The 19,447-nt window shown below is 57.2% G+C and carries 14 protein-coding genes; 6 read left to right on the top strand and 8 right to left on the bottom strand.

Annotated elements, in window-relative coordinates:
• Positions 1-19: 19 nt before the first annotated feature.
• The 5 genes from AUC45_RS00805 (at position 20) to AUC45_RS00785 (ending at position 3,924) form a co-directional block, all read left to right on the top strand.
• Positions 20-952, top strand: a complete 933-nt coding sequence (locus tag AUC45_RS00805; RefSeq protein ID WP_067596907.1) for a threonine/serine dehydratase — start codon at positions 20-22, stop codon at positions 950-952.
• 83 nt (positions 953-1,035) lie between these two features.
• Positions 1,036-2,250, top strand: coding sequence for a DUF3419 family protein (locus AUC45_RS00800; protein WP_067596905.1), 1,215 nt, complete (start codon positions 1,036-1,038; stop codon positions 2,248-2,250).
• On the top strand, positions 2,250-2,903 hold the full coding sequence (locus AUC45_RS00795) for a class I SAM-dependent methyltransferase (protein ID WP_067596903.1): 654 nt from the start codon (positions 2,250-2,252) through the stop codon (positions 2,901-2,903). The genes AUC45_RS00800 and AUC45_RS00795 overlap by 1 nt, the downstream gene beginning before the upstream one ends.
• Before the next feature lie 71 nt (positions 2,904-2,974).
• A complete protein-coding gene (locus AUC45_RS00790) occupies positions 2,975-3,427 on the top strand; it encodes an MAPEG family protein (protein ID WP_067596901.1) in 453 nt (150 codons plus the stop codon).
• A gap of 14 nt (positions 3,428-3,441) precedes the next feature.
• On the top strand, positions 3,442-3,924 hold the full coding sequence (locus AUC45_RS00785) for an MAPEG family protein (protein WP_233998485.1): 483 nt from the start codon (positions 3,442-3,444) through the stop codon (positions 3,922-3,924).
• Between the two features lie 11 nt (positions 3,925-3,935).
• Here the strand turns inward: AUC45_RS00785 and trxB are convergent, their stop codons facing one another.
• Together trxB and AUC45_RS00775 are read right to left on the bottom strand one after the other, a co-directional pair.
• Positions 3,936-4,922 carry a thioredoxin-disulfide reductase gene (trxB, locus tag AUC45_RS00780; RefSeq protein ID WP_067596899.1) on the bottom strand — a complete coding sequence of 329 codons (987 nt, stop codon included), beginning with the start codon at positions 4,920-4,922 and terminating at the stop codon, positions 3,936-3,938.
• 59 nt (positions 4,923-4,981) lie between these two features.
• Positions 4,982-5,773 carry a tyrosine-protein phosphatase gene (locus tag AUC45_RS00775; protein WP_067598821.1) on the bottom strand — a complete coding sequence of 264 codons (792 nt, stop codon included), beginning with the start codon at positions 5,771-5,773 and terminating at the stop codon, positions 4,982-4,984.
• A 164-nt stretch (positions 5,774-5,937) separates the two neighbouring features.
• Between AUC45_RS00775 and AUC45_RS00770 the strand changes: the two genes are divergently transcribed.
• On the top strand, positions 5,938-6,408 hold the full coding sequence (locus AUC45_RS00770; RefSeq protein WP_067596897.1) for a PleD family two-component system response regulator: 471 nt from the start codon (positions 5,938-5,940) through the stop codon (positions 6,406-6,408).
• Between the two features lie 18 nt (positions 6,409-6,426).
• Here the strand turns inward: AUC45_RS00770 and AUC45_RS00765 are convergent, their stop codons facing one another.
• From AUC45_RS00765 to AUC45_RS00740, 6 genes are all read right to left on the bottom strand, one after another.
• Positions 6,427-7,818: a trehalose-6-phosphate synthase gene (locus AUC45_RS00765; protein WP_067596895.1), complete on the bottom strand. Its 1,392-nt coding sequence runs from the start codon at positions 7,816-7,818 to the stop codon at positions 6,427-6,429.
• Positions 7,815-9,638 (bottom strand): glycoside hydrolase family 15 protein, encoded by a 1,824-nt coding sequence (locus AUC45_RS00760; protein WP_067596893.1) that lies wholly within the window; start codon positions 9,636-9,638, stop codon positions 7,815-7,817. The genes AUC45_RS00765 and AUC45_RS00760 overlap by 4 nt, the downstream gene beginning before the upstream one ends.
• A 9-nt stretch (positions 9,639-9,647) precedes the next feature.
• Positions 9,648-10,403: a trehalose-phosphatase gene (gene otsB / locus AUC45_RS00755; protein ID WP_067596891.1), complete on the bottom strand. Its 756-nt coding sequence runs from the start codon at positions 10,401-10,403 to the stop codon at positions 9,648-9,650.
• 59 nt (positions 10,404-10,462) lie between these two features.
• The gene (locus tag AUC45_RS00750) at positions 10,463-12,103 is read right to left on the bottom strand and encodes an acyl-CoA dehydrogenase family protein (protein WP_067596889.1); all 1,641 of its coding nucleotides are present in this window, start codon (positions 12,101-12,103) and stop codon (positions 10,463-10,465) included.
• 78 nt (positions 12,104-12,181) lie between these two features.
• The gene (locus tag AUC45_RS00745) at positions 12,182-14,221 is read right to left on the bottom strand and encodes a proprotein convertase P-domain-containing protein (RefSeq protein WP_067596887.1); all 2,040 of its coding nucleotides are present in this window, start codon (positions 14,219-14,221) and stop codon (positions 12,182-12,184) included.
• The gene (locus AUC45_RS00740; protein WP_082700897.1) at positions 14,218-19,440 is read right to left on the bottom strand and encodes a DUF11 domain-containing protein; all 5,223 of its coding nucleotides are present in this window, start codon (positions 19,438-19,440) and stop codon (positions 14,218-14,220) included. The genes AUC45_RS00745 and AUC45_RS00740 overlap by 4 nt, the downstream gene beginning before the upstream one ends.
• Positions 19,441-19,447: the final 7 nt, after the last annotated feature.

Raw genomic sequence — 19,447 nt, 5'->3', positions numbered from 1 at the left:
AATGCTTTAGGGGCTACAAATGATCCACACACCCACAGCAAAAGGCGTTGCCGAGGCCGCAAAGGCAATCGCCGCGATCCTTCCGCCGACGCCGCTTTTGCCCGTGTCGATCAATGGGATGGACTGCTGGGTAAAGGCGGAAAATCTCCAACCCATCGGCGCTTTCAAAATCAGAGGCGCATGGTGGGCGCTTTCCAATCTCGAAGGCGATAGAGTTGTCGCTGTTTCGTCCGGCAATCACGCGCAGGGTATCGCCTGGGCTGCCAAGCGGCTTGGCATCAAAGCAACCATTGTGATGCCGCGCGATGCGCCGCAGGTGAAGCTCGACAATACAAAGGCGCTAGGTGCAGAAATTGTGCTTTATGACCGCCCCGGCGAAGACCGTGACGAAGTGGCCTCCAAGGTGATTGAGCGCGAAGGCGGCACCTTGGTCCACGCCTTTGGCAATCCGTGGGTGATCGAAGGGCAAGGATCCTCCGCCATTGAGATGACGCACCAATTGGGCCGCGAGCCGAGCGCAATTGTCGCTTGTTGCGGCGGTGGCGGGCTCGCAGCTGGTGTCTCGCTTGCGTGCCCCCAAGCGAAAGTCTTCCCGGTTGAACCGGAGGGGTGGGATATGGTTGGGCAAGCTCTCGCGTCAGGCGAAATCGTGCATGTGGGCGAAGATGCGCCCCCCACCATTTGCGATGCGCTGCAACCCGCGGCCACAAAGCAGCTCAATCTCAATGTGCTTCGTGGCCGCGCGCAGCCTGGTGTCACGGTGACCGACGAAGAAGTGCGCGATGCCCAGCGTTGGGCCTTTGCCAATCTGCGCATGGTGATCGAACCAGGAGGCGCAGCAGCGCTTGCCGCTGCCCTTGCAGGAAAAGTGCCGCTCGATGAAAACACGGTTATCCTTCTGACTGGTGGCAATGCCGATCCGCAGAGGTTCGCCGAAACGATCGCTGCGTAAGATCAAGCTGTGCAAAACCGCCTTTGAAGCGTCACACAATCGGCTTATGACAATCTCTTGACGTAACGTAAGGCTCCGATTTCATGACCGTTCAACCCAAGCGCATCATCTCTGATGCCGTGGTGCGCAAAGACGCCAAGACCAAGGACAAGCTGCTAGACAAGGCATTTGCCCTCGCTTTCAAAGGCCTCGTCTACGCGCAAATCTGGGAAGATCCGGTTGTTGATATGGAAGGCCTTGCGATTGAGCCTGACAGCAGCGTCATGTGCATTGCGAGCGGATCGTGCAACGCGCTGAGCTATCTCACTGCAAACCCTGCGCAGATCACGGCTGTTGATCTGAACAGGGCACACGTTGCGTTGGGCCAGCTAAAGATCACGGCGATCAGGCATCTGCCCAATTACGAACGCTTCCACCGCTTCTTCGGCCATGCCGATCACAAAGAAAACAAAGCGGTTTATAAGGAGATGATTGCCCCTCATCTCGACGCGGAAAGCCGCCGGTATTGGGAAAAGCGCGATATCAAGGGGCGCAAGCGGATCAGCTACTTCACCAAAGGCCTGTACCGCAAAGGTTTGTTAGGCAACTTCATTGGATTGGCGCATCTTTTTGCCAAACTGTATAAAGTCGATCTCCACAAGCTTTTGGAAGCCGAAACGCTCGAAGAACAGCGGGCAGTTTTCGAAACCGAGCTAGCCCCCGTATTCGACAGAAAGTTCGTGCGTTGGCTCACCGACCAACCCGCATCCCTATTCGGCCTTGGTATCCCGCCAGCTCAATTTGATGAGCTCGCAGGCGATGAACGTATGGCTGAGGTGCTGAGACGGCGCCTGGAAAAGCTCGCCTGTGATTTTGAGATCAAGGACAATTACTTTGCCTGGCAGGCCTTTGGTCGCGGCTATGATCGAGCCGAAAGTGCACCCATGCCGCCCTATCTTCAGCGCGCAAACTGGGAGGCGCTGCGCGAACGGATTGATCGGATCGACGTGGTGCGCGCCAATATGGTGCAGTGGATTGGTGATCGCGATCTGGCATCAATGGATCGATTTGTCCTGCTGGATGCACAGGACTGGATGAACGATGCTCAATTGGATGACCTTTGGGGCCGCATAACGCGTGCCAGTCGCCCGGGTGCGCGCGTGCTGTTCCGCACCGCGGCAGAGCCATCCATGTTGCCCGGTAGGCTAAATGACGACATCCTTTCCCGCTGGCGATATCTTGATGAAACCTCAGCCGATCTGACAAAACGCGATCGCTCCTCAATTTATGGCGGCGTGCACGTTTACGAGCTTGCGTGATGGATGCGAGAATTGCCGAGGGCGGCCACGCCGCGTTAATGGACAGCGTCTATAAGGGCCAGCGCCACATTTATGATGCGACCCGCAAGTACTTCCTGTTCGGGCGCGATACACTGATCGAGGGGCTTGGTGCGCGGGTCGGAATGCGCGTTCTCGAAGTCGCCTGCGGCACGGGGCGAAATCTGGCCAAGATCGGCAAGACATGGCCCGGAGCCCAGCTGTACGGTCTCGATATCTCTGCTGAAATGCTCAAGAATGCGCGCAAGGCGGTGGGGGACAATGCCGTGCTTGGCGAAGGTGATGCATGCTCTTTTGACGCAGTGGGGTTGCTGGGAGAGCCTGCATTTGAACGGATTGTCCTTTCCTATTCGCTTTCGATGATCCCCGACTGGGAAAGCGCCCTTGATCACGCCGCGTCCTTGTTGGCACCGGGCGGAGAGTTGCACATCGTCGATTTTGGCGATCTGGACGGCCTGCCCCGCCCCTTCAAGCGCGGCCTTCAAGCTTGGCTTGCGAAGTTTCACGTCAAAGCCCGCCAATCTCTGCCAGATGCTGCAAAACACATCGCAAGCGAATGCGGGCTTACCCATCGGCATGAACGGGGGAGGCTCGGCTATTTCCAGCTGCATGTGCTGACGGCTCCACAGCCGTGATGGGTTGCAATTGACAATTTACCCGCTCTCTCGCAGGTAAGTCGCCAACAAGAGAGAGGGGATCGCTCACCATGCAAGCGCAAATGCTCGCGCCCGCTGCCGTACTGGTTGTCTGGACGCTTATCATCCTGTTCTGGATCATCCCATCGCGCTTTGGGGCCATAGCAAAGCTTGAGGACAAGTCGAACCTCGGTAAAGTCGGAGGCAGAGGCCAGGACCTCGAAGGCAAGATCCCCGACAAGGCGAATTGGCCCGCGCATAACCACACGCATCTGCATGAGCAGCCTACGCTATTTTACGCGGTGGTGATCATGCTCACCATCATGGGCCCTTCGGCGTTCGATGTGCTGGTCGCGTGGATTTATGTCGGCATTCGGATCGTGCATTCGCTGTGGCAGATCCTGGTCAACAAAATTCCGCTGCGCTTCCTGCTGTTTCTGGCAAGCACAATTGCGCTGATTGTCTTGGCGGTCCGCGCGGTTATGGCGACCCTATTCGCCGATCCGACCGTGGTCACAGCCTGAGGAAGACAGACTTCATGAGGGAGCAAATCATTCTTATGGGCATGGATATTCTGCAGCCCGCAGTCGCATTGATGATCTGGACCATGGTGATGTGGGTCTGGATGTACGCGACTCGTATCCCAGCGATGCAGAAAGCGAACTTCGATGCTGAGAGCTTATCAAAGGGAGTGACGGCAGACCTTGACCGAGTCCTCCCACCGCAAGTGCAGTGGAAAGCTCACAATTACAACCACTTACACGAAGCACCCACGTTGTTTTATGCGGTCTCAATTGTTCTGGCGCTTGTCGGGCATGGCGATGGCCAAGCCGCGTTGTTAGGATGGATTTATGTTGGCCTTCGCGTGGCGCACAGCCTTGTTCAGGCGACCGCGAACCGGGTGATGGTGCGCTTTGTGCTGTTCGCTCTGTCGAGCGTTGTGCTGATCGTGCTGATCATCAAAGCGGCCCTAGTGGTATTCGGCGCTGGCAGCGAAGTGCAGACTCAGGGGCTGATCTAGCCCCCGCTCTCTTACTCCGCCGCTTCGGCAGTCTCTTGGGGTGCTTCCTCCATGGTGTCCTCGCGCGCTGCGAGGAATTTCTCGCCATCAAGCGCTGCCATGCAGCCCATGCCGGCAGCTGTTACCGCCTGACGATAGGTGTGATCAGCCACATCGCCAGCAGCAAAGACACCGGGAATGGCGGTTTTGGGCGTGCCGGGCTCCACGTCTAGGTATCCCGCATCGTCCATCGCAAGCTTGCCTTTGAACAGTTCGGTAGCAGGCGCGTGGCCAATCGCGACGAACGCACCGTCGACTTCGAGCGTGGAGGTTTCACCTGTTACGGTGTCTTCGAGCACGAGATGATCGAGCGTGCCATCCTCGCCAGCTTCAAAGCTCTTCACCGTCTTGTTCCAAAGAACATTGGTCTTTTCCGATTTGAACAAACGGTTTTGTAAGATTTTCTCCGCGCGCAATTCATCGCGGCGGTGGATCAGCGTCACATCGTCGGAATGATTGGTGAGGTACAGCGCCTCCTCAACGGCGGTGTTGCCGCCCCCGATCACAGCGACTTTCTTGCCGCGATAGAAGAAACCATCGCAGGTTGCGCAGGCTGATACGCCCTTCCCGCCCAATTCCTGTTCACCCGGTGCACCAAGCCATTTCGCCTGCGCGCCTGTCGCGATTACCAGCGTCTCGCCGATATATTCATCACCGCTATCGCCAATCGCGCGGAACGGAGGACCATTTTCAAGATCAACCGAGACAATCGTGTCCCACATCATACGCGTGCCTACATGCTCTGCCTGCGCTTTCATCTCTTCCATCAGCCATGGGCCCTGGATCACGTCGCGAAAGCCGGGATAATTCTCGACCTCGGTCGTGATTGTCAGTTGGCCGCCGGGCTGAAGGCCCTGCACCACAATCGGCTCCATCATGGCGCGCGCGGCATAGATTGCGGCTGAATAGCCTGCAGGGCCGGAACCGATGATGAGCATTTTGGTGTGATGGGTTGCCATTGATTGTCTCTTCGAGTCTTCGCGTGTTGAGCGGAATATGGGATCGCCCGTCCCCATTGTCACGTCAGGAAACGGTCCTTCAGACGAGCTTTGCTTGCATCATCCACACCTAAAGTTTGCGCGAGATAGGCGTCAGGCGATCCGTGACTCTCTGTGATCGCGTCAAAGTAGGTCTCGATGTATTCGGGAAGCACGCCCATCAGATTGCGAATGGCGCCCTCTTCGATGGTGTCATAATGCGCCTCCATCCGAGGAAGCGATTGCCGTTTAAGGATGTGCTGGGTGGGCGCGTCGTTTGTTTTGAGGAATTCCGCGACGACATCGTCGCGATGCGCGCCTAGAGTGTGCATCAGCAGAGCCACCGCAATACCGGTGCGATCTTTACCCGCAAAGCAATGGACAAGACTGCCGCCATCGCGAGCTTCAAGCGCTGCGAAATAGCGGGTGAACATATCGATCATCGCCGGATTGACCGGCATCCGGGTGTAAACGGCTATCATGCGTTCGCGGGCACGATCCGCAGTCATATCGACCTTATCCCAGCCCCCTTCATGCGGAGGCGAATTGCTGGTCTCCCCATCATAGGCGATCACGTGCGCATCGAAATCGGAATGGCGACGGCAGGGGAAACTGGAGCGCTCGCTGTTCCCGCGAAGATCGATGATAGTCCGCACATCAAGAGCGTGAAACGTGTCGAGATCATCCTCGGTCGCCTCGATATGCTGGCCCGAGCGGAATAGCAGCCCCGTTTTGATACGCGCACCGTCTGCGGCGGCATAACCGCCGTAATCGCGCAAGTTGTGAATGCCCTCGGTCGGGATGAAGGGAGTGTCTTCGCTTTCTAGAATCATCGCCAGCGTAAGTGGCAGGTGCACGGCGGCGGGGCAACCATAGGCAGGCTCGAAATGCGGCCAATCACCTAGGCAAACCTCCTAAGGCCTCTCCAAAGCGGGGATTGGCAACTTGTCGCTAAACATCGGGTCACCAACAACACGAAGAAAAGGTGCGCGTCCTCATGGCACGAATCCTAATTGCCGATGACGATGAATTGGTTGCTGATCTCGCCAGTCAGGTCTTGATTGATGCAGGTCACGCCTGCGGATGGGTGACGACAGCAGAAGATACGCTTGCCCTGCTGGTTCGAAAGCGACCTGATCTTCTGCTTCTCGATCAGGATATGCCGGGAATGTCAGGTCTCACGATGCTGCGCCAATTGCGCGGATCGCCTGAGTTTTATGATCTGCCAGTTATCATGTTCACCGCGATGACGGGGATCGATGACGAATCTCAGGCAATCTATGCAGGCGCGCAGGATTACATTCGAAAGCCATTTGATGCTGCAGGTCTGAAAGGGCAAGTTGATCGTTTACTTCAAAAACATGCTGCCCGGCCCCAGCATACCGATCTGAAAACACATCTGGCGCAAAGCGCGGGATTGGAAACTGCATCACCGCCCGCGTCTGAGGCGCGATATCGAATGCTTTGAGCTGGCAATTAGCCTAGCTTAATCCGCTGCCAAATCATCGCAGAACCGGCGCGTCCACTCCACGACATTATCATCACGAACCGTCGCGATCATTGCTTCGAAACGGCTCTTGCGCTCGTCTAGCGGCATGTCGAGCGCCTGCCGGATGGCATGGCAAAGAGCATCGGGACTGTGCGGATTGACCAGCACCGCGCCCTTGCCGTCGCAATCAAGCTGACGCGCGGCCCCAGCAAAATCGGACAGGATGAGAACGCCGGGATCCTCTGGATTTTGCGCTGCGACATATTCCTTCGCGACTAGGTTCATTCCATCACGCAAAGGCGTCACCAGTCCGATCTTCGCTGCCCGGAAAAAACCAAACAGCTCTGCATGACTATACCCGCGGTTCACATAGCGGATCGGGACAATATCGACTTCGGAGCGCGCTCCGTTGATCTGCCCGGTCTTCTGCTCCAGCTCAGCGCGGATTTTCTGATAACTTTCAACATCCTCCCGGCTTGGCGGGGCGATCTGGATGAACACAAGATCGCGCGTACTTTCCGGATACTCGTCAAAAAAGCGCCCAATCCCGTCGATCCTTTCCGGCAGACCCTTCGAATAGTCGAGCCTGTCGACCCCGATCATCCCGGTGCGGCCCCTTATTGAGGCCAGAAAGCGTTCCTCGGCTGCCTTGGCCTCGTCCTTCTCGCCCTGCGCCTGAAAGTGATCCCAATCGATACCGATCGGATAAGCGCGCGCGATGACAGTGCGCCCTTCGTGCGTAATCTCGCCCGTTTCGTGATTGACGTCCGCGCCCAATTCATTGGCGCAGTAATGCACAAAACTGGACAGCCATTCCTCAGTCTGAAAACCCAACAGATCGTAATCGAGCAGCGTTCGCACCAAACGCTCATGAAATGGCAGCGATGTGAGCAGTCGCGTGGGCGGCCATGGAATGTGGAGGAAGAAACCCATCCGGTTCTTATGACCGCGACCGCGCAGATTCTGGCCCAATGGGATCAGATGGTAATCGTGCACCCACACCAGATCATCCGGCTCAATCAGCGGTGAAACGCTATCGGCGAAACGATCATTGACCCGTTCATATCCCTGCCCCGTTCGCTGCTCAAAGCGAGCCAGATCAATGCGATAGTGAAACAGCGGCCACAGCGTAGAGTTGGCATAGCCGTTATAGTATTCGTCGACTTCTTTGGTGGTGAGGTCGATAGTCGCTGTAGTCACGCCGTCATTGCGCTGAAGATGCAGAGTGTCGCTCGGCTCTTCATTTTCCTCGCCCGACCATCCAAACCAGATGCCGCCGCGATCTTTCAACGCCGCGTTTAGCGCTCCAGCCAATCCGCCCTGTGCACCCGCAACGCCGCGCGCTTTTGGTACGGCGACGCGATTGGATATGACAACGAGACGGCTTATCGCACTTCACTCCACGGCTTGGACAAAAGCCCGGCACAATTAATTACACCTACCAGCGAATAGGTTTGGGGGAAGTTCCCCCACAACTCTCCAGTTTCGTAGTCCAAGTCTTCGCTCAGCAGCCCTGATTTGGTCGTATGGCTCAGCATGGTGCAAAACAGAGCTCGCGCTTCGTCACTGCGCCCTGCAAGGTGAAGCGCTTCGATGAGCCAGAAGGTACAGACATTGAACGCCGTTTCCGGCGCGCCGAAATCATCTTCGGCAGCATACCGCAGCATGTGATCGCCGCGCCTTAGGTGTTCCTCGACAGCGGCAAAGGTTTGCTTGAAGCGATCATTTTCGGGTGAAAGGAAACGCAGTTCCACCATTTGCAGCAGACTTGCATCCAGATAGTCGCTTTCAAAGCTGGCACCGTAATGGCCGCCCTTTCCGTTTTCCTTCCAGGCTTTCTCCTCAATCGTCTGCGCAATAGCATTGGCGCGATCACGCCAGACTTTCGCCCGGTCCGCTTTGCCAAGATGGGTCGCGACATTGGCGAGCCTGTCGCACGCCGCCCAGCTCATGACAGCTGAGTAGGTGTGAACTTCCTGCCTGGTGCGAAACTCCCAAAGCCCCGCATCAGGCTGATCGTGCATGGCCCAGGCCATTTTACCGACCTGTTCAAGATTTTCGAAGTCGAGCTCATCTGCGGGTCGTAGCAGGCGGGTATCGAAGAAGCCCTGAGCGCTCGGCAGCACGATTTGGCCGTAACAATCGTGCTGGATCTGCTTGTACGCAGCATTCCCCCGGCGCACGGGCCCCATACCGCGATAGCCTGCCAGATAGGCAGCGGTTGTCTCATCAAGCTCGCATTCGCCCATCACTGAATAGAGCGGCTGTATCTGCCCTCCCCGCGCTCCATCGACGATATTTCGAAGGTATCCGAGATACTTTTCCATCACATCGAGCGCGCCCAACCGGTTGAGCGCCTGCACGGTGTAATAAGAATCGCGGATCCAGCAGTATCGGTAATCCCAATTGCGCTCCGAATGCGCAGCTTCAGGGATTGATGTGGTGAGTGCCGCCACGATTGCCCCGGTTTCTTCGTGCTGGCAAAGTTTCAGCGTGATGGCGCAGCGGATGACCTCTTCCTGCCATTCAAGCGGGATGGCAAGCATGCGCACCCAACGCTGCCAGTATTTGCGGCTCCGCTGTTCCATGCCGCGCAACTCGTCCTGCACATTGCCGACAAACGGCTCATCAGGGCCGAGGAAAAAGTGTGTGTCGTCTTCCAGCCTGAAGGTGCGCCCTTCGAGCACATATCCAATTGGCGCATCGGTTGATAGGCGCATGGCCTGTGCACCGACGAGATAGCGAATGTGATTGGTGCCATTGGTGGTTTCAGCGATCTGCGCACCGTAATTCTTGGTCGGCTTCAGAACGACGCGGATGCGCGGCGTGCCCGCAATGGGGCGGACCATGCGAACATAGGCGACGGGGCGATACATCCGCCCTGATCGTTCATAGCGCGGGCAGAAATCGAGGATTTGGACCGCGCTCCCATCATTGGCGGTCAGCGTGGTAAGCAGATGTGGCGTATTACGAACATATTCTTGCGTGCTTGAGGTCTGCCCCTCCAGTTCAAAGCGCCAGATTCCCGCATCCTCGGTGTCGCCATTGAGAAGCGCTGAAAAGACAGGATCACCATCGACGCGCGGAACGCATCCCCAGACAAGGGCGCCTTTCTCATCGATCAGGCCAGATACCTGGCAATTGCCAATCGGCCACAATTCCAGATTGCGGTCGTTCTGGGGTGATGCTTGCTCGGGAGAGGATGTCATGTGCGGCCTCTATAGGCCGAGCCAGCGATGGACGGAAGCCACATCGGGCAATCTGTAGTGTGCTTTCGTAGGCGTACGGTCACCAACCAGAATGCCGCCCCCGCCAAGCGTCTCACACGCGGCAAAGCCTTTTTCATCTGTCAGATCATCGCCGATGAACAACGGCTTCGTTCCGGCAAAGGGCGCCTCTTCCATGAAGGCGGCAACGGCTGTCCCTTTGTCCGAATGCCCCTCGACGAGCTCAACCACGCATTTGCCATGTTGCAGTTCCCAGCCATGGTCCCTGGCCAATTGCGCGGCAAAGCCTTTGGCAGCATCCTCCTGATCAGGAGAAGAGCGGTAGTGAAGCGCGCCGCCATGCGGCTTGTACTCGAAATCCAGCCCGTTCTCTCTCGCGAACGCGCGCAGCCGCGCTTCCATCGCTTCGGGTAAAGCTTGGGGCGGGTCGCCCACATTGCTGCCATCTGCGCGGCGGATATCGCTCCCGTGCGATCCAGCCGCTGCGACCTCTATGGGACCGATGTGCTTTTCGATATCAGCAATACCCCGCCCGCTGATGATGGCGAGTGCGCCTTCCAACTTTTCGGCAAGTCTGCAAAGGTCTTGGGCCAAACGCTGTCTTGGCTCAATCGCATCTGGCCCGCTTGCGATATCAACAAGAGTGCCATCGAAATCGAGAAACAGCGAAGGCCTGCCCGGGGCCGCCCAAGCCGGTAGTGAGGGCGGTGCGGGAAGCGAAGGGCTGTTGGGATCAATCAAATCCATCGCCGGGCGCATTAACCAACCTTACGGCTCCGTCAATTGGCCTCATGGGTTAGTGCGAATTAGGCGGCAACTTTTGCCCGCTGATCCTTCAAAAGACCGCGCCCGATCACCTGCGCCTGAATTTCCGCTGCGCCTTCAAAGATGTTGAGGATCCGGGCATCGCACAAAACACGGCTTATCGGGTACTCGAGCGCGTACCCATTGCCGCCATGGATTTGCACGGCCTGATCCGCTGCAATCCAAGCTGTCCGCGCTGCCAGCAGTTTGGCCATGCCCGCTTCGATATCGCAGCGGTCTCCGCGATCTTTTTGCCGCGCGGCAAAGTAAGTAAGCTCCCGGCTCATCACGATTTCGCACGCCATCAGCGCCAGCTTGTCCGAAACTCTCGGGAATTGGGTGAGCGGCTCACCAAACTGCTTACGTCCCTGCGCGTAATCTAGCGCCAAGTCGAACGCATTCCAGGCAACGCCAATCGCGCGCGCTGCTGTCTGGATACGCGCGCCTTCAAATGTGCGCATCAGCTGCTTGAACCCTTGCCCTTCTTCACCGCCCAGCAGGGCATCGCTGGCAACTTTGAAATCGTCAAAGCCCAGCGCATATTCCTTCATTCCGCGATAGCCCAAGACTTCAATCTCGCTCCCATCAATTCCGGGATCGGGGAAAGGATTGGCGTCGCTTCCGCGTGTTTTCTCCGCAAGCAGCATTGATAGCCCGCGATAGCCCGGCGCTTCTGGATCGGTGCGCACCAGCATTGTCATCACATCAGCGCGTGCGCCATGCGTGATCCAGGTTTTCGCGCCGTTTACCCGCCAATGATCGCCGTCGCGCTTTGCTCTGGTGCGAACACCGGCGAGGTCTGATCCAGTGTCTGGTTCCGTGAACACCGCAGTGGGCAGGATTTCGCCTGACGCGATACCGGGGAGGAATTTGGCCTTTTGCTCCTCGGTTCCGTTCTCTCCGATCAGTTCACCCGCAATCTCTGACCGCGTGCCGAGAGAACCTGCACAAATCCAGCCGCGCGACAACTCTTCTGAGACAATCGACATGGCAAGCTTGCCCATGCCCAGCCCGCCGAAGCGTTCATCTATGCAAATGCCAAAGACGCCCAGATCGGCCATTTGTCCAATCACAGCGTCAGGTATCAGCGCGTCGTCGAGATGCCATTGGTGAGCATGAGGCGTGATCCTGTCGGCAGTGAAGCTGCGGAATTGATCGCGGATCAGATCGAGCGTTTCTTCGCCGAGGCTTTCATCAGGACGAGCGCCTTCGCCTAGCAGTACGGCAAGCTCCACCCTGTTTTGCGCTGTATTGCCATGACTGATCACATATGAGACCGTTTCATTTGAAGCGAACCGGGACGCCGCATCTGCCGCGCCCAATGCTTGCGGCCGCACAACTTCACTCGCGCTCATGGGTACGCCATGCGCAAGCTGCGCGCAGTATTCACCAAACCCGATGGCGAGCACCAATTCCTCGATCCTGCCAAAGCGGCCCTGCGATTGTGCCCTCACAGCCCAATCGGCAGTCGCCTCAAGTGCCGCCACGCTCGAGGCAATCCACGCAAAGCCATGAACGGCGTGCTGTTCGCGGTTGAGTGCATCAGGGCCATCCAAACGGCCCGAAACTGTGGCCCGAACCACATCACAATAAACCCGTGCCGCGTCGCAAGCGGACTGCACCTTTGATACCCAATCAGTCATGGGAATCGCCCTAGCAAAGCAATTGCCGCAAGTGGACCAGTCATTTTTGCTCATCACCCCGTGCGGGGAAAAGCGAGCCTATTTGACGATATAGCGCACTCGCAGGGTGAAATTGCCGCCAGCTGAAAGCGCTCCGCCAAGTGTTACGCGGAAATCGGTGACCGCCTCGTCGCAGCCATCCGGATCAGCGACAGGGGTGTAGGCAAAACTGCCCGCGTCATTGTTGGAAAATTCGATATCGTCAGTGCCAGAGCCAATGCTGACAAAGCTATATGTCAGACCAGAATTGCTTCCCGGATCCCCAAAGACCACCGGCCCAATGGCTTGGTCAACTTGGCAGAATTTTGCATCAGCAGGGCCATCGTCCCAAACGATGACGCTGTCTGCATCGGTTGCATCCGTGCCTGAATTGGCGACCGTGATCAGGTATTCGACGATAGCACCGGGAATAGCCTTTGGATTGGTCGTGCCATTGGTGGGGTCTGATATGACCGAGCTGATCTTGCTCACTGTCACATTGGCAAAAGGATTGCAGACCGTAATATCGTGGAGGCCAATACCCTGTTGTCCCGGATCAGCGGGTGCTGTGGAATCGTTCCCATAAGTGACCAGCACCCTGTCTACCGGCTGCGTGAATGTTACAACAACATTGCCCAGTGCCTGATCGTTGTTTGAACCGCCATCACCCACTGCCACATTGCCGGTAACCTGATTGACGTTTCCGTTGGTCAGCGTGGGGATGACTGTCGCTGCGCCATTGAAACCGACAACTTCCACACGGTCGGTAAACTGACCTGAATTGAAATCGACATCGAAGATGGTGAATTGCAGGCTGGAAAAACTGCGCGGCAAAGTGATGTCGATATCAACCGCGCCAGCAGTGTTCGCCTGATTGGCTAGTACAGTCAGACTGTCTTCAGCAGGGTTCAAACCGCCCGTAAAAGCGTTGAAAACGGTGGGAGACTGTCCGCCAAATGCCGCGTTGTTGACGTAGGCACCATCATTGGTGAGCTGGAAACGGATATTCCCAAAGGTCTGAAACGCATAAGAATTGTCGATCGATCCAGCTGTCCAGCCCGAGATGGTATCCCAGTCGAATACGGAAAAGCCTGCCGGGCAGGAAAGCACTGGCGGGACGCCCGGAGGTCGCCCGGCTTGAACAACAATGCTGGAAGAAGCGTAATCATCTTCGCTCGTCACGCCATTATTCACGGCGGAATCGATATCAGCCTCATTCGCGGAGATTATCTCAGCGATGTTCGTGACAGTCGTGCCGGCTGCAGAAGATACCGTGCCTGATATAGTGATGGTCGCGCTGGCGCCGGGAGCAAGATTGGGCAAAGTCCAATCACCTGTTGCGGAATTGAACGAACCATCGCCGCTCGCGCTTCCGAAAGTAAAGCTTGCGGGAAGAGTGTCGCGCACAACCACGCCAGTCGCCGCCAGGTTTGAAGACGCGTCATTGGTGACTCTCAATCGCCACGTCGCGGTGCCTCCCTGAACAGGCGGCGAGCCGATTGGTGACTTGGTCAAGGACAAGTCAGCGAAGTTTGTTGGCTGCGATCTTAGATAAAGCTCGGCATGGCGGAATGTCCCGTTATCCTGCCCCGAAAAAATGTCGCAGATTTCAAGCCGCCAAGTGCCGCTGCTCGCCAAGCTATTGAAAGCGGACAAGGCAGAATTGGGCACACGAAAATTCTCAAAGGGCGGCGGATTAGCGGTCGAATGTGCGGCAGTGATGTTCGTTGAGTTCACCGTGACCGTCGCTGCATCATCCAGCAGCACATTGATGTTGTCGCCATTGGTGTTGTTGACCTCGCCATCCACCAGTTGCACTCGCGTGCCATCAGGCGCTTGAAGCGTGACGCGAATGTCGCCGCGCCAGGTGTGCGTCGCGAAAAAGCCCAAATTGACATCCGCGACAGTGAAAGCATCGGATACGACGAAATTCCGCACCAAAGGCGCGGTGCATGTGGTCGACCCATTGATAGCACCGTCATTGGTGACGACGTAGGTGAATGTCGCCTGGGCAAACGCAGGCTGCGCAAACGCCAACGCGAGCGCTGCAAAAAACAGTCTCGTAATCGCTTGCACAATCTGATTACCGCGCCCGGTCACCGACCCAATCCAAGGAAGCTAAATGAGTTGAGGTCAAACTTGGCGCGGATCGCAGCGTACACGCCCTTGTTCGTGTTGCGCGCTTCGGCAAAATCGCCATCGCGGAAACCATCGACGTTATAACCAACTGTCAGCAATACCCCATCAGTCGGTACAAACCCAATTTGCGGCCCGTAAGAGAAGCTCGTCACATCGTCTTCCAAATTCGCGCGGACCGTTCCGGTCACTCCCAGCTCGAACCGCTCGCCTACGCCCATGCGCGCATCAAGGCCTGCGAGCACGGTTGTGCCCGAAAATTCCGTGCCCTCGAATTCGTCAAGATTGTAGCGAGCGCCGAGGAACAGGCCGTATTCATCGCGGCGCGTTTGATGCTCGATGCCAAACTCATCCTCGTCCCAACCGCGCGGGGACCAGTTGCCAGACCAGCTGCCTACCAGACGGCGCGATTTCGCATCGCCATCAACGATCAGTGCGCTGAGGCCCGCGCCAGCAACTTCGCCCGCGATGGCATCGGTCACAAAATCGCTGCGGTATTCTAGCTTACCGAGCATGGCGACTTCGGAATTGTCCGGACGGTGCGCGAAAGCGAGGCTTGCATCGAAGATTTCGGTGGTTGCGCCATTCGGCGTTTCCGCACGTGTCCATGTTGCGCCGGATCCCACAATGCTGCCCTCGCCCAGCTGGCGGATGGCGCCAAATGTCACCCCGGTGCGATCAGCCAGTTCGCCATCGCGGTATTCGCCGCGCGCCGTCAGGCTCCAGCGATCCTTGCGCCAGGCAGCACCGAAAGTGACCGCGGTGAAATCTTCAAAATTGAGGCCCGATGTCAGCTGACCGCCGCTTGCAGCCGGCTGCAGCGGATTAACAAGATCGCTGTCATCAGGCGCACCGTTAAGAGTGCGGCTGCCATCAAGCGTCGCATCGAGCGTCAGTTCTTTCGAGACTTGGAGCGTCTGCGAGAGGCCAAATGCAGCGAAAGAACGATTGCCGAATTCATTGATGCTTTCCTCGCCCAGCTGCGTGATTATGCGCCCGCCCTGCCACGGCGTCACTTCGACACCGGCACGCACTGAACGCGCATCGATATTCTCGCCATCGGCGATCTCGTATGTGCCAACAAGCCGAACATCAGGCGTAATCGCATAACGCACGCCAAAGCGATGGCGCGCGGGCAGATCAACGCTCTCGGCTTCATCTAGTGCGATGGCAGTCGATGCGCTCAATTCCAGCTTGTTCTCAAACAGGCGCTGCGTCACGCCCGCTTCTGCGACGGTCGAGGTGTTGTTGGTCCCATCGTTCAGACGATCGTTGAAATGCGTGAGGCCTACCCGGAAATCCGTCGTCTGCTTGGTGTACGTGACCTGCGCCTGCGCAGCACGGCGACGCGTGTCATCGGTCAGGCTGTCATCTTGCCAAACGCTGCCAAGAACGCTGAGATTGTCATCGATCAAAACGCGCGCATCCAAGCCGAAACGGCGGCGGCCCAGATCAACGCCGTTCTGCTGACCAACGCCGTATTCCTGATCCAGCTGGCGTGCATAAGCGAGTAAGTCGAGCTTGCCGGTCTGGTGTTGCGCTTCAACGAGCCAGCCCAGCGAATCTTCATTATCGCGGCGACTGACGGCAAACTCGGCGCGAACTTCTGTGTTCTCGGTTACGGCAGAGCGCAGATCGACCGCCCCGATTGTGGTGCGAGCCCCCTCGCCCTTGTCAGTGATTGCGCTGAAGCCAATGCGGTGATCGCCATCGTCGCTGGTCCAGTCGACACGGGCGCCCGCGTTAATCTCAGATTGGCCCAATCCATCAACTTCGTATTCAATTACAATGAATTGCGGGTTGAGATTCGCATCACGGCTCAAGACTGGTTCAGCAAAGGTTATCGTACCCGTCAAAAGGTCGAGATCGTAGTCAATGAAGCGCGTAAGCTGGCGTTCTGTAACGATAATCTCTGAACGGAAACGGTCGCGCACTTGCAGAGTAACGATCTCGCTGTTTGCGAGTACGCGGCGGCTGCCAAGCTGATACGGGCCTGAGATACCCTGCCCCTGAATTTCCTCGCGCTGCAGGCGGCTGGAGATATCAGCAGCAAATGCCTGCGCCTGAATATTATCGCCAAGGCGGGCTTCGCCGTTGAAACCGGTTGCGGTGCGATTGTAGCGAGCAAGACGGGTCTGATCGAAGGCAGTGACGAAATCGCCATAGAGCGCGTAGAAGGTCGATGTCTCGATCCGCACATAAAGCTTTTCACGGCTCGCGGCATCAAAGCGGCGCAGCGATCCATCGGCGAACACGGTGTAGTAGGCTTGAGGATCGATGGTGCCGAGCACACGCTGATCTTCGCGCTGTTTGGCGCTATCATAGGCGAGCGTCAGCAGGTATTTGCCCAGCACGCGCCCTTTTGCATACAGCGCCACGCGAGCATCTTCGCCCAGATCGCTGTCAAAATCGCTCGCACGCTCCATATTGTCGGCAACCGATTTTGCACCAATCGTCCCCTCAGCAAGACCAACGATGGTCCATTCGATATCTCCAGGCTCAATCCACGCCTCAAGCTGCTGCTCGCGCACGATTTCGCCATCATCAAACAGGAAATCGAGGCGTAGCGAACCGCTGACCATGGTCGGTGCAAGTTCGATAAGGGCAATGCCTTCTTTGCCTTCGACGACCCAGCGCGCAGAACTTGGGGCAAGCCCCGTGAGCTGGTTCAATTGCTGACGGTCGAGCTGCTCAGCGCTCTCATAGGGCGCGTTGAGCACGAAATTACCGGCGATACCCTCACGCAATGGACGATCATTGCGATCAAGCACGCGGATGGCGACAACGGGACGTGTGCGGCCATCTGCTACGAGGTTTGAAAGTTCAGGCACCAGCTGAACCTTGGTCGGTGTGGTAGTGAAGAACACCTCGCGCGTGATCGTTTTGCTGATCTCACCAAACGAATTGATAATGTCCGCCTCAAGCACCGTACGTTCGTTCTCGAGCATAACGCCGCGCCATGTGCTGACAGCGTGCTTGCCCTGCGTCGCATTTAGAGTGCCATCAAAGGAAAGCGGGTTCACTGGCTCGCCGTCAACACGAAGCTCAATTTTTTGGCCCTTGCGGTGGCGGATTGCGACATTGATGGCCGGAGCACGTGGGTTTGCATTCTCTGTCGGAGAGAGGAATCCATCGGGCCCATCGCCCAGCGAAAGCCAGTTCGTCTCTTTTGCCTCTTCTGCCTTTTCCTCGCTCGTTGCAGCCTTGGCGGTCGATCCCGGGACGCCAGCGGCCACAAGTGCCTCAGCACCGCGTTCAGGCAGCAATTCGCCTGTCGCGATAGCGTTGACGGCGAGAGCCCCTGCACCATCTGGCCGGGTTTCTGCGCGAGGAGCCGCCTCAGGAAGCGAACCTTCAGGCACGACGGCGTGGAAATCGACCACGACCAGCTGCCCACCACGACCCAGAACGAAGCGTGAAATGGCGCTGCCTGCGCTCCGCGTCGAGCGCGTGCAGTCAATGAATTCAGAGCCTTCCGGCAGGGTCATCGGCGAAACCGCGACGACATGCGTGCCAGGAACGACGCCTTCGAAATGGTAGCGACCATCCGCATCAGTAATCGCAAAACTGCCATCTTCGAGCATGACGCGAACGCCCGGAATGCCGCGGCGGTCCTCATCGCGCACTGAACACCGGCCGTCGGTGACGCGGCCAATAATCGTAAGCCGATCTGCAATGGTGTCGCGTTCAATATCGATGGCGACATTGGCGCGCGCGGTCCGGCCAAGAGAGTCTTCAACGATCGCGTCATTGAGCGCTCTACCCGGTGCAGCATCTGGACGCACAGTCATCGCGTAGGTGACACGCGCTGCGGACCCTGCGGCAAGGTCGCCAAGGCTTACTTCAAAGCGACGTCCAGCGCCAGAAATGGTAACGCCATCAGTGACTTGTTCGCCATTCACACGGATCGTGTCCGGTCGCAAACGAAGATCGCGTGATGGAATATCGGTGATCACCACGTTACGTTTCACGCGCGCTGGATCGGGGTTTGTCGCCGTGATCGAATAGAACACAACATCGCCTGCAACCACCCGCTGGCGCGAAGCGGTTTTGATCAGCGTTATATCGAGGCTCGGCCGGTCAAGAGGAATGTCGACCTGCACAGGGATCGGGCTGTCGAGCGTGAAACTCGCGCCATACGACGCATCAAGAATGACAAATTCCCGGCCGTCCGGACGCGTAATTTGTGCAAGATCTTCTGGCGAAACGACAGATGGCGCCGTGTATGGATCAGGCGGTTGGATATCAAGGCGATATTGGCCGAGGAATGTGAGCGGGAACCAAAACTCACCCGCGCCCAACTCAATGACATTACCCGCACCATCTGTTACCGGATCGCCCGAAATAACCGTTGAGGGCCAGGAAGTTACGCCATCTTCGGCAAAAACCGTTGCCGGCTGACCAGTCGCTACATCAATCAGCGTAACGACCGCGCCATCAACAGGCTCGCCCGTCTCACTATCAAAGACGACGCCGAACGGATCCGCCATAACTTCGACATTGGTTTCGACCAGAATGTCGGTTCCGCCCGGCAAGGACGCCGAGATGGTGATCGAATTGCCATCAGCGATGCTGAGACGGCAATCGCCCTGTACAGGAGCAGGCGGAATGCGAGACGTTGCGATCTGACCGACGAAAACACCCGTGTTCTCGCCGGTTTCAAAGATCGTTTCGGTCTCTCTGTCGCCGCTGGATGTCACAATTTCGATGTCCAGGGTGTCAATCGCATCAGGATCGACGTTTGCACCCAGCGCCCTGATCTCGAAGAACAGCGTTTGGCCAGCACGAATGACGGTCGTCTGCTCTGCGTTCGTAGTCTGTGGGTCTTGGGTGTTGCTCGTCACTGGTGCGTTCGGTGGAACGTTGGCAAACGACAGCGTTCTGCCATCGCAAACCGGCTGAATGAAGGTGATGGGTTCACCTCCATCAGTGGTGGGACGAAGCGTTCTGATTTCTGGCGGCGGTAAAGTCACATCAAGCGTAACTTCATTGGACTGAATATCAAACCGGGTGCCGCCAAACTCCCAGCTTGCCTCCGCAATATTGGAAATAGTGCGAATAACATCAGCACCTTGGTTCGAACCATTGTTCTGCGCAAGTGCCCCCTCTCCGAGCACGGCAAAAGGCAGCAACACTGCAAGCAGTGCTGCTGCCCAACGCCTCAGAGAGGGGGGTACACGCATAGGTTGA

Source organism: Erythrobacter sp. YT30 (assembly GCF_001542875.1).
Classification (GTDB): domain Bacteria; phylum Pseudomonadota; class Alphaproteobacteria; order Sphingomonadales; family Sphingomonadaceae; genus Erythrobacter.
This window is presented reverse-complemented; position numbering and strand designations above follow the sequence as displayed.

What these genes read in the sequence shown, in the direction of transcription:
- AUC45_RS00775 (WP_067598821.1), bottom strand. Translation starts at nt 5,773, where the DNA reads ATGATTCTAGAAAGCGAAGACACTCCCTTCATCCCGACCGAGGGCATT.
- AUC45_RS00790 (WP_067596901.1), top strand. Translation starts at nt 2,975, where the DNA reads ATGCAAGCGCAAATGCTCGCGCCCGCTGCCGTACTGGTTGTCTGGACG.
- otsB (WP_067596891.1), bottom strand. Translation starts at nt 10,403, where the DNA reads ATGGATTTGATTGATCCCAACAGCCCTTCGCTTCCCGCACCGCCCTCA.
- AUC45_RS00805 (WP_067596907.1), top strand. Translation starts at nt 20, where the DNA reads ATGATCCACACACCCACAGCAAAAGGCGTTGCCGAGGCCGCAAAGGCA.
- AUC45_RS00770 (WP_067596897.1), top strand. Translation starts at nt 5,938, where the DNA reads ATGGCACGAATCCTAATTGCCGATGACGATGAATTGGTTGCTGATCTC.
- AUC45_RS00760 (WP_067596893.1), bottom strand. Translation starts at nt 9,638, where the DNA reads ATGACATCCTCTCCCGAGCAAGCATCACCCCAGAACGACCGCAATCTG.
- trxB (WP_067596899.1), bottom strand. Translation starts at nt 4,922, where the DNA reads ATGGCAACCCATCACACCAAAATGCTCATCATCGGTTCCGGCCCTGCA.
- AUC45_RS00740 (WP_082700897.1), bottom strand. Translation starts at nt 19,440, where the DNA reads ATGCGTGTACCCCCCTCTCTGAGGCGTTGGGCAGCAGCACTGCTTGCA.
- AUC45_RS00785 (WP_233998485.1), top strand. Translation starts at nt 3,442, where the DNA reads ATGAGGGAGCAAATCATTCTTATGGGCATGGATATTCTGCAGCCCGCA.
- AUC45_RS00800 (WP_067596905.1), top strand. Translation starts at nt 1,036, where the DNA reads ATGACCGTTCAACCCAAGCGCATCATCTCTGATGCCGTGGTGCGCAAA.
- AUC45_RS00795 (WP_067596903.1), top strand. Translation starts at nt 2,250, where the DNA reads ATGGATGCGAGAATTGCCGAGGGCGGCCACGCCGCGTTAATGGACAGC.
- AUC45_RS00750 (WP_067596889.1), bottom strand. Translation starts at nt 12,103, where the DNA reads ATGACTGATTGGGTATCAAAGGTGCAGTCCGCTTGCGACGCGGCACGG.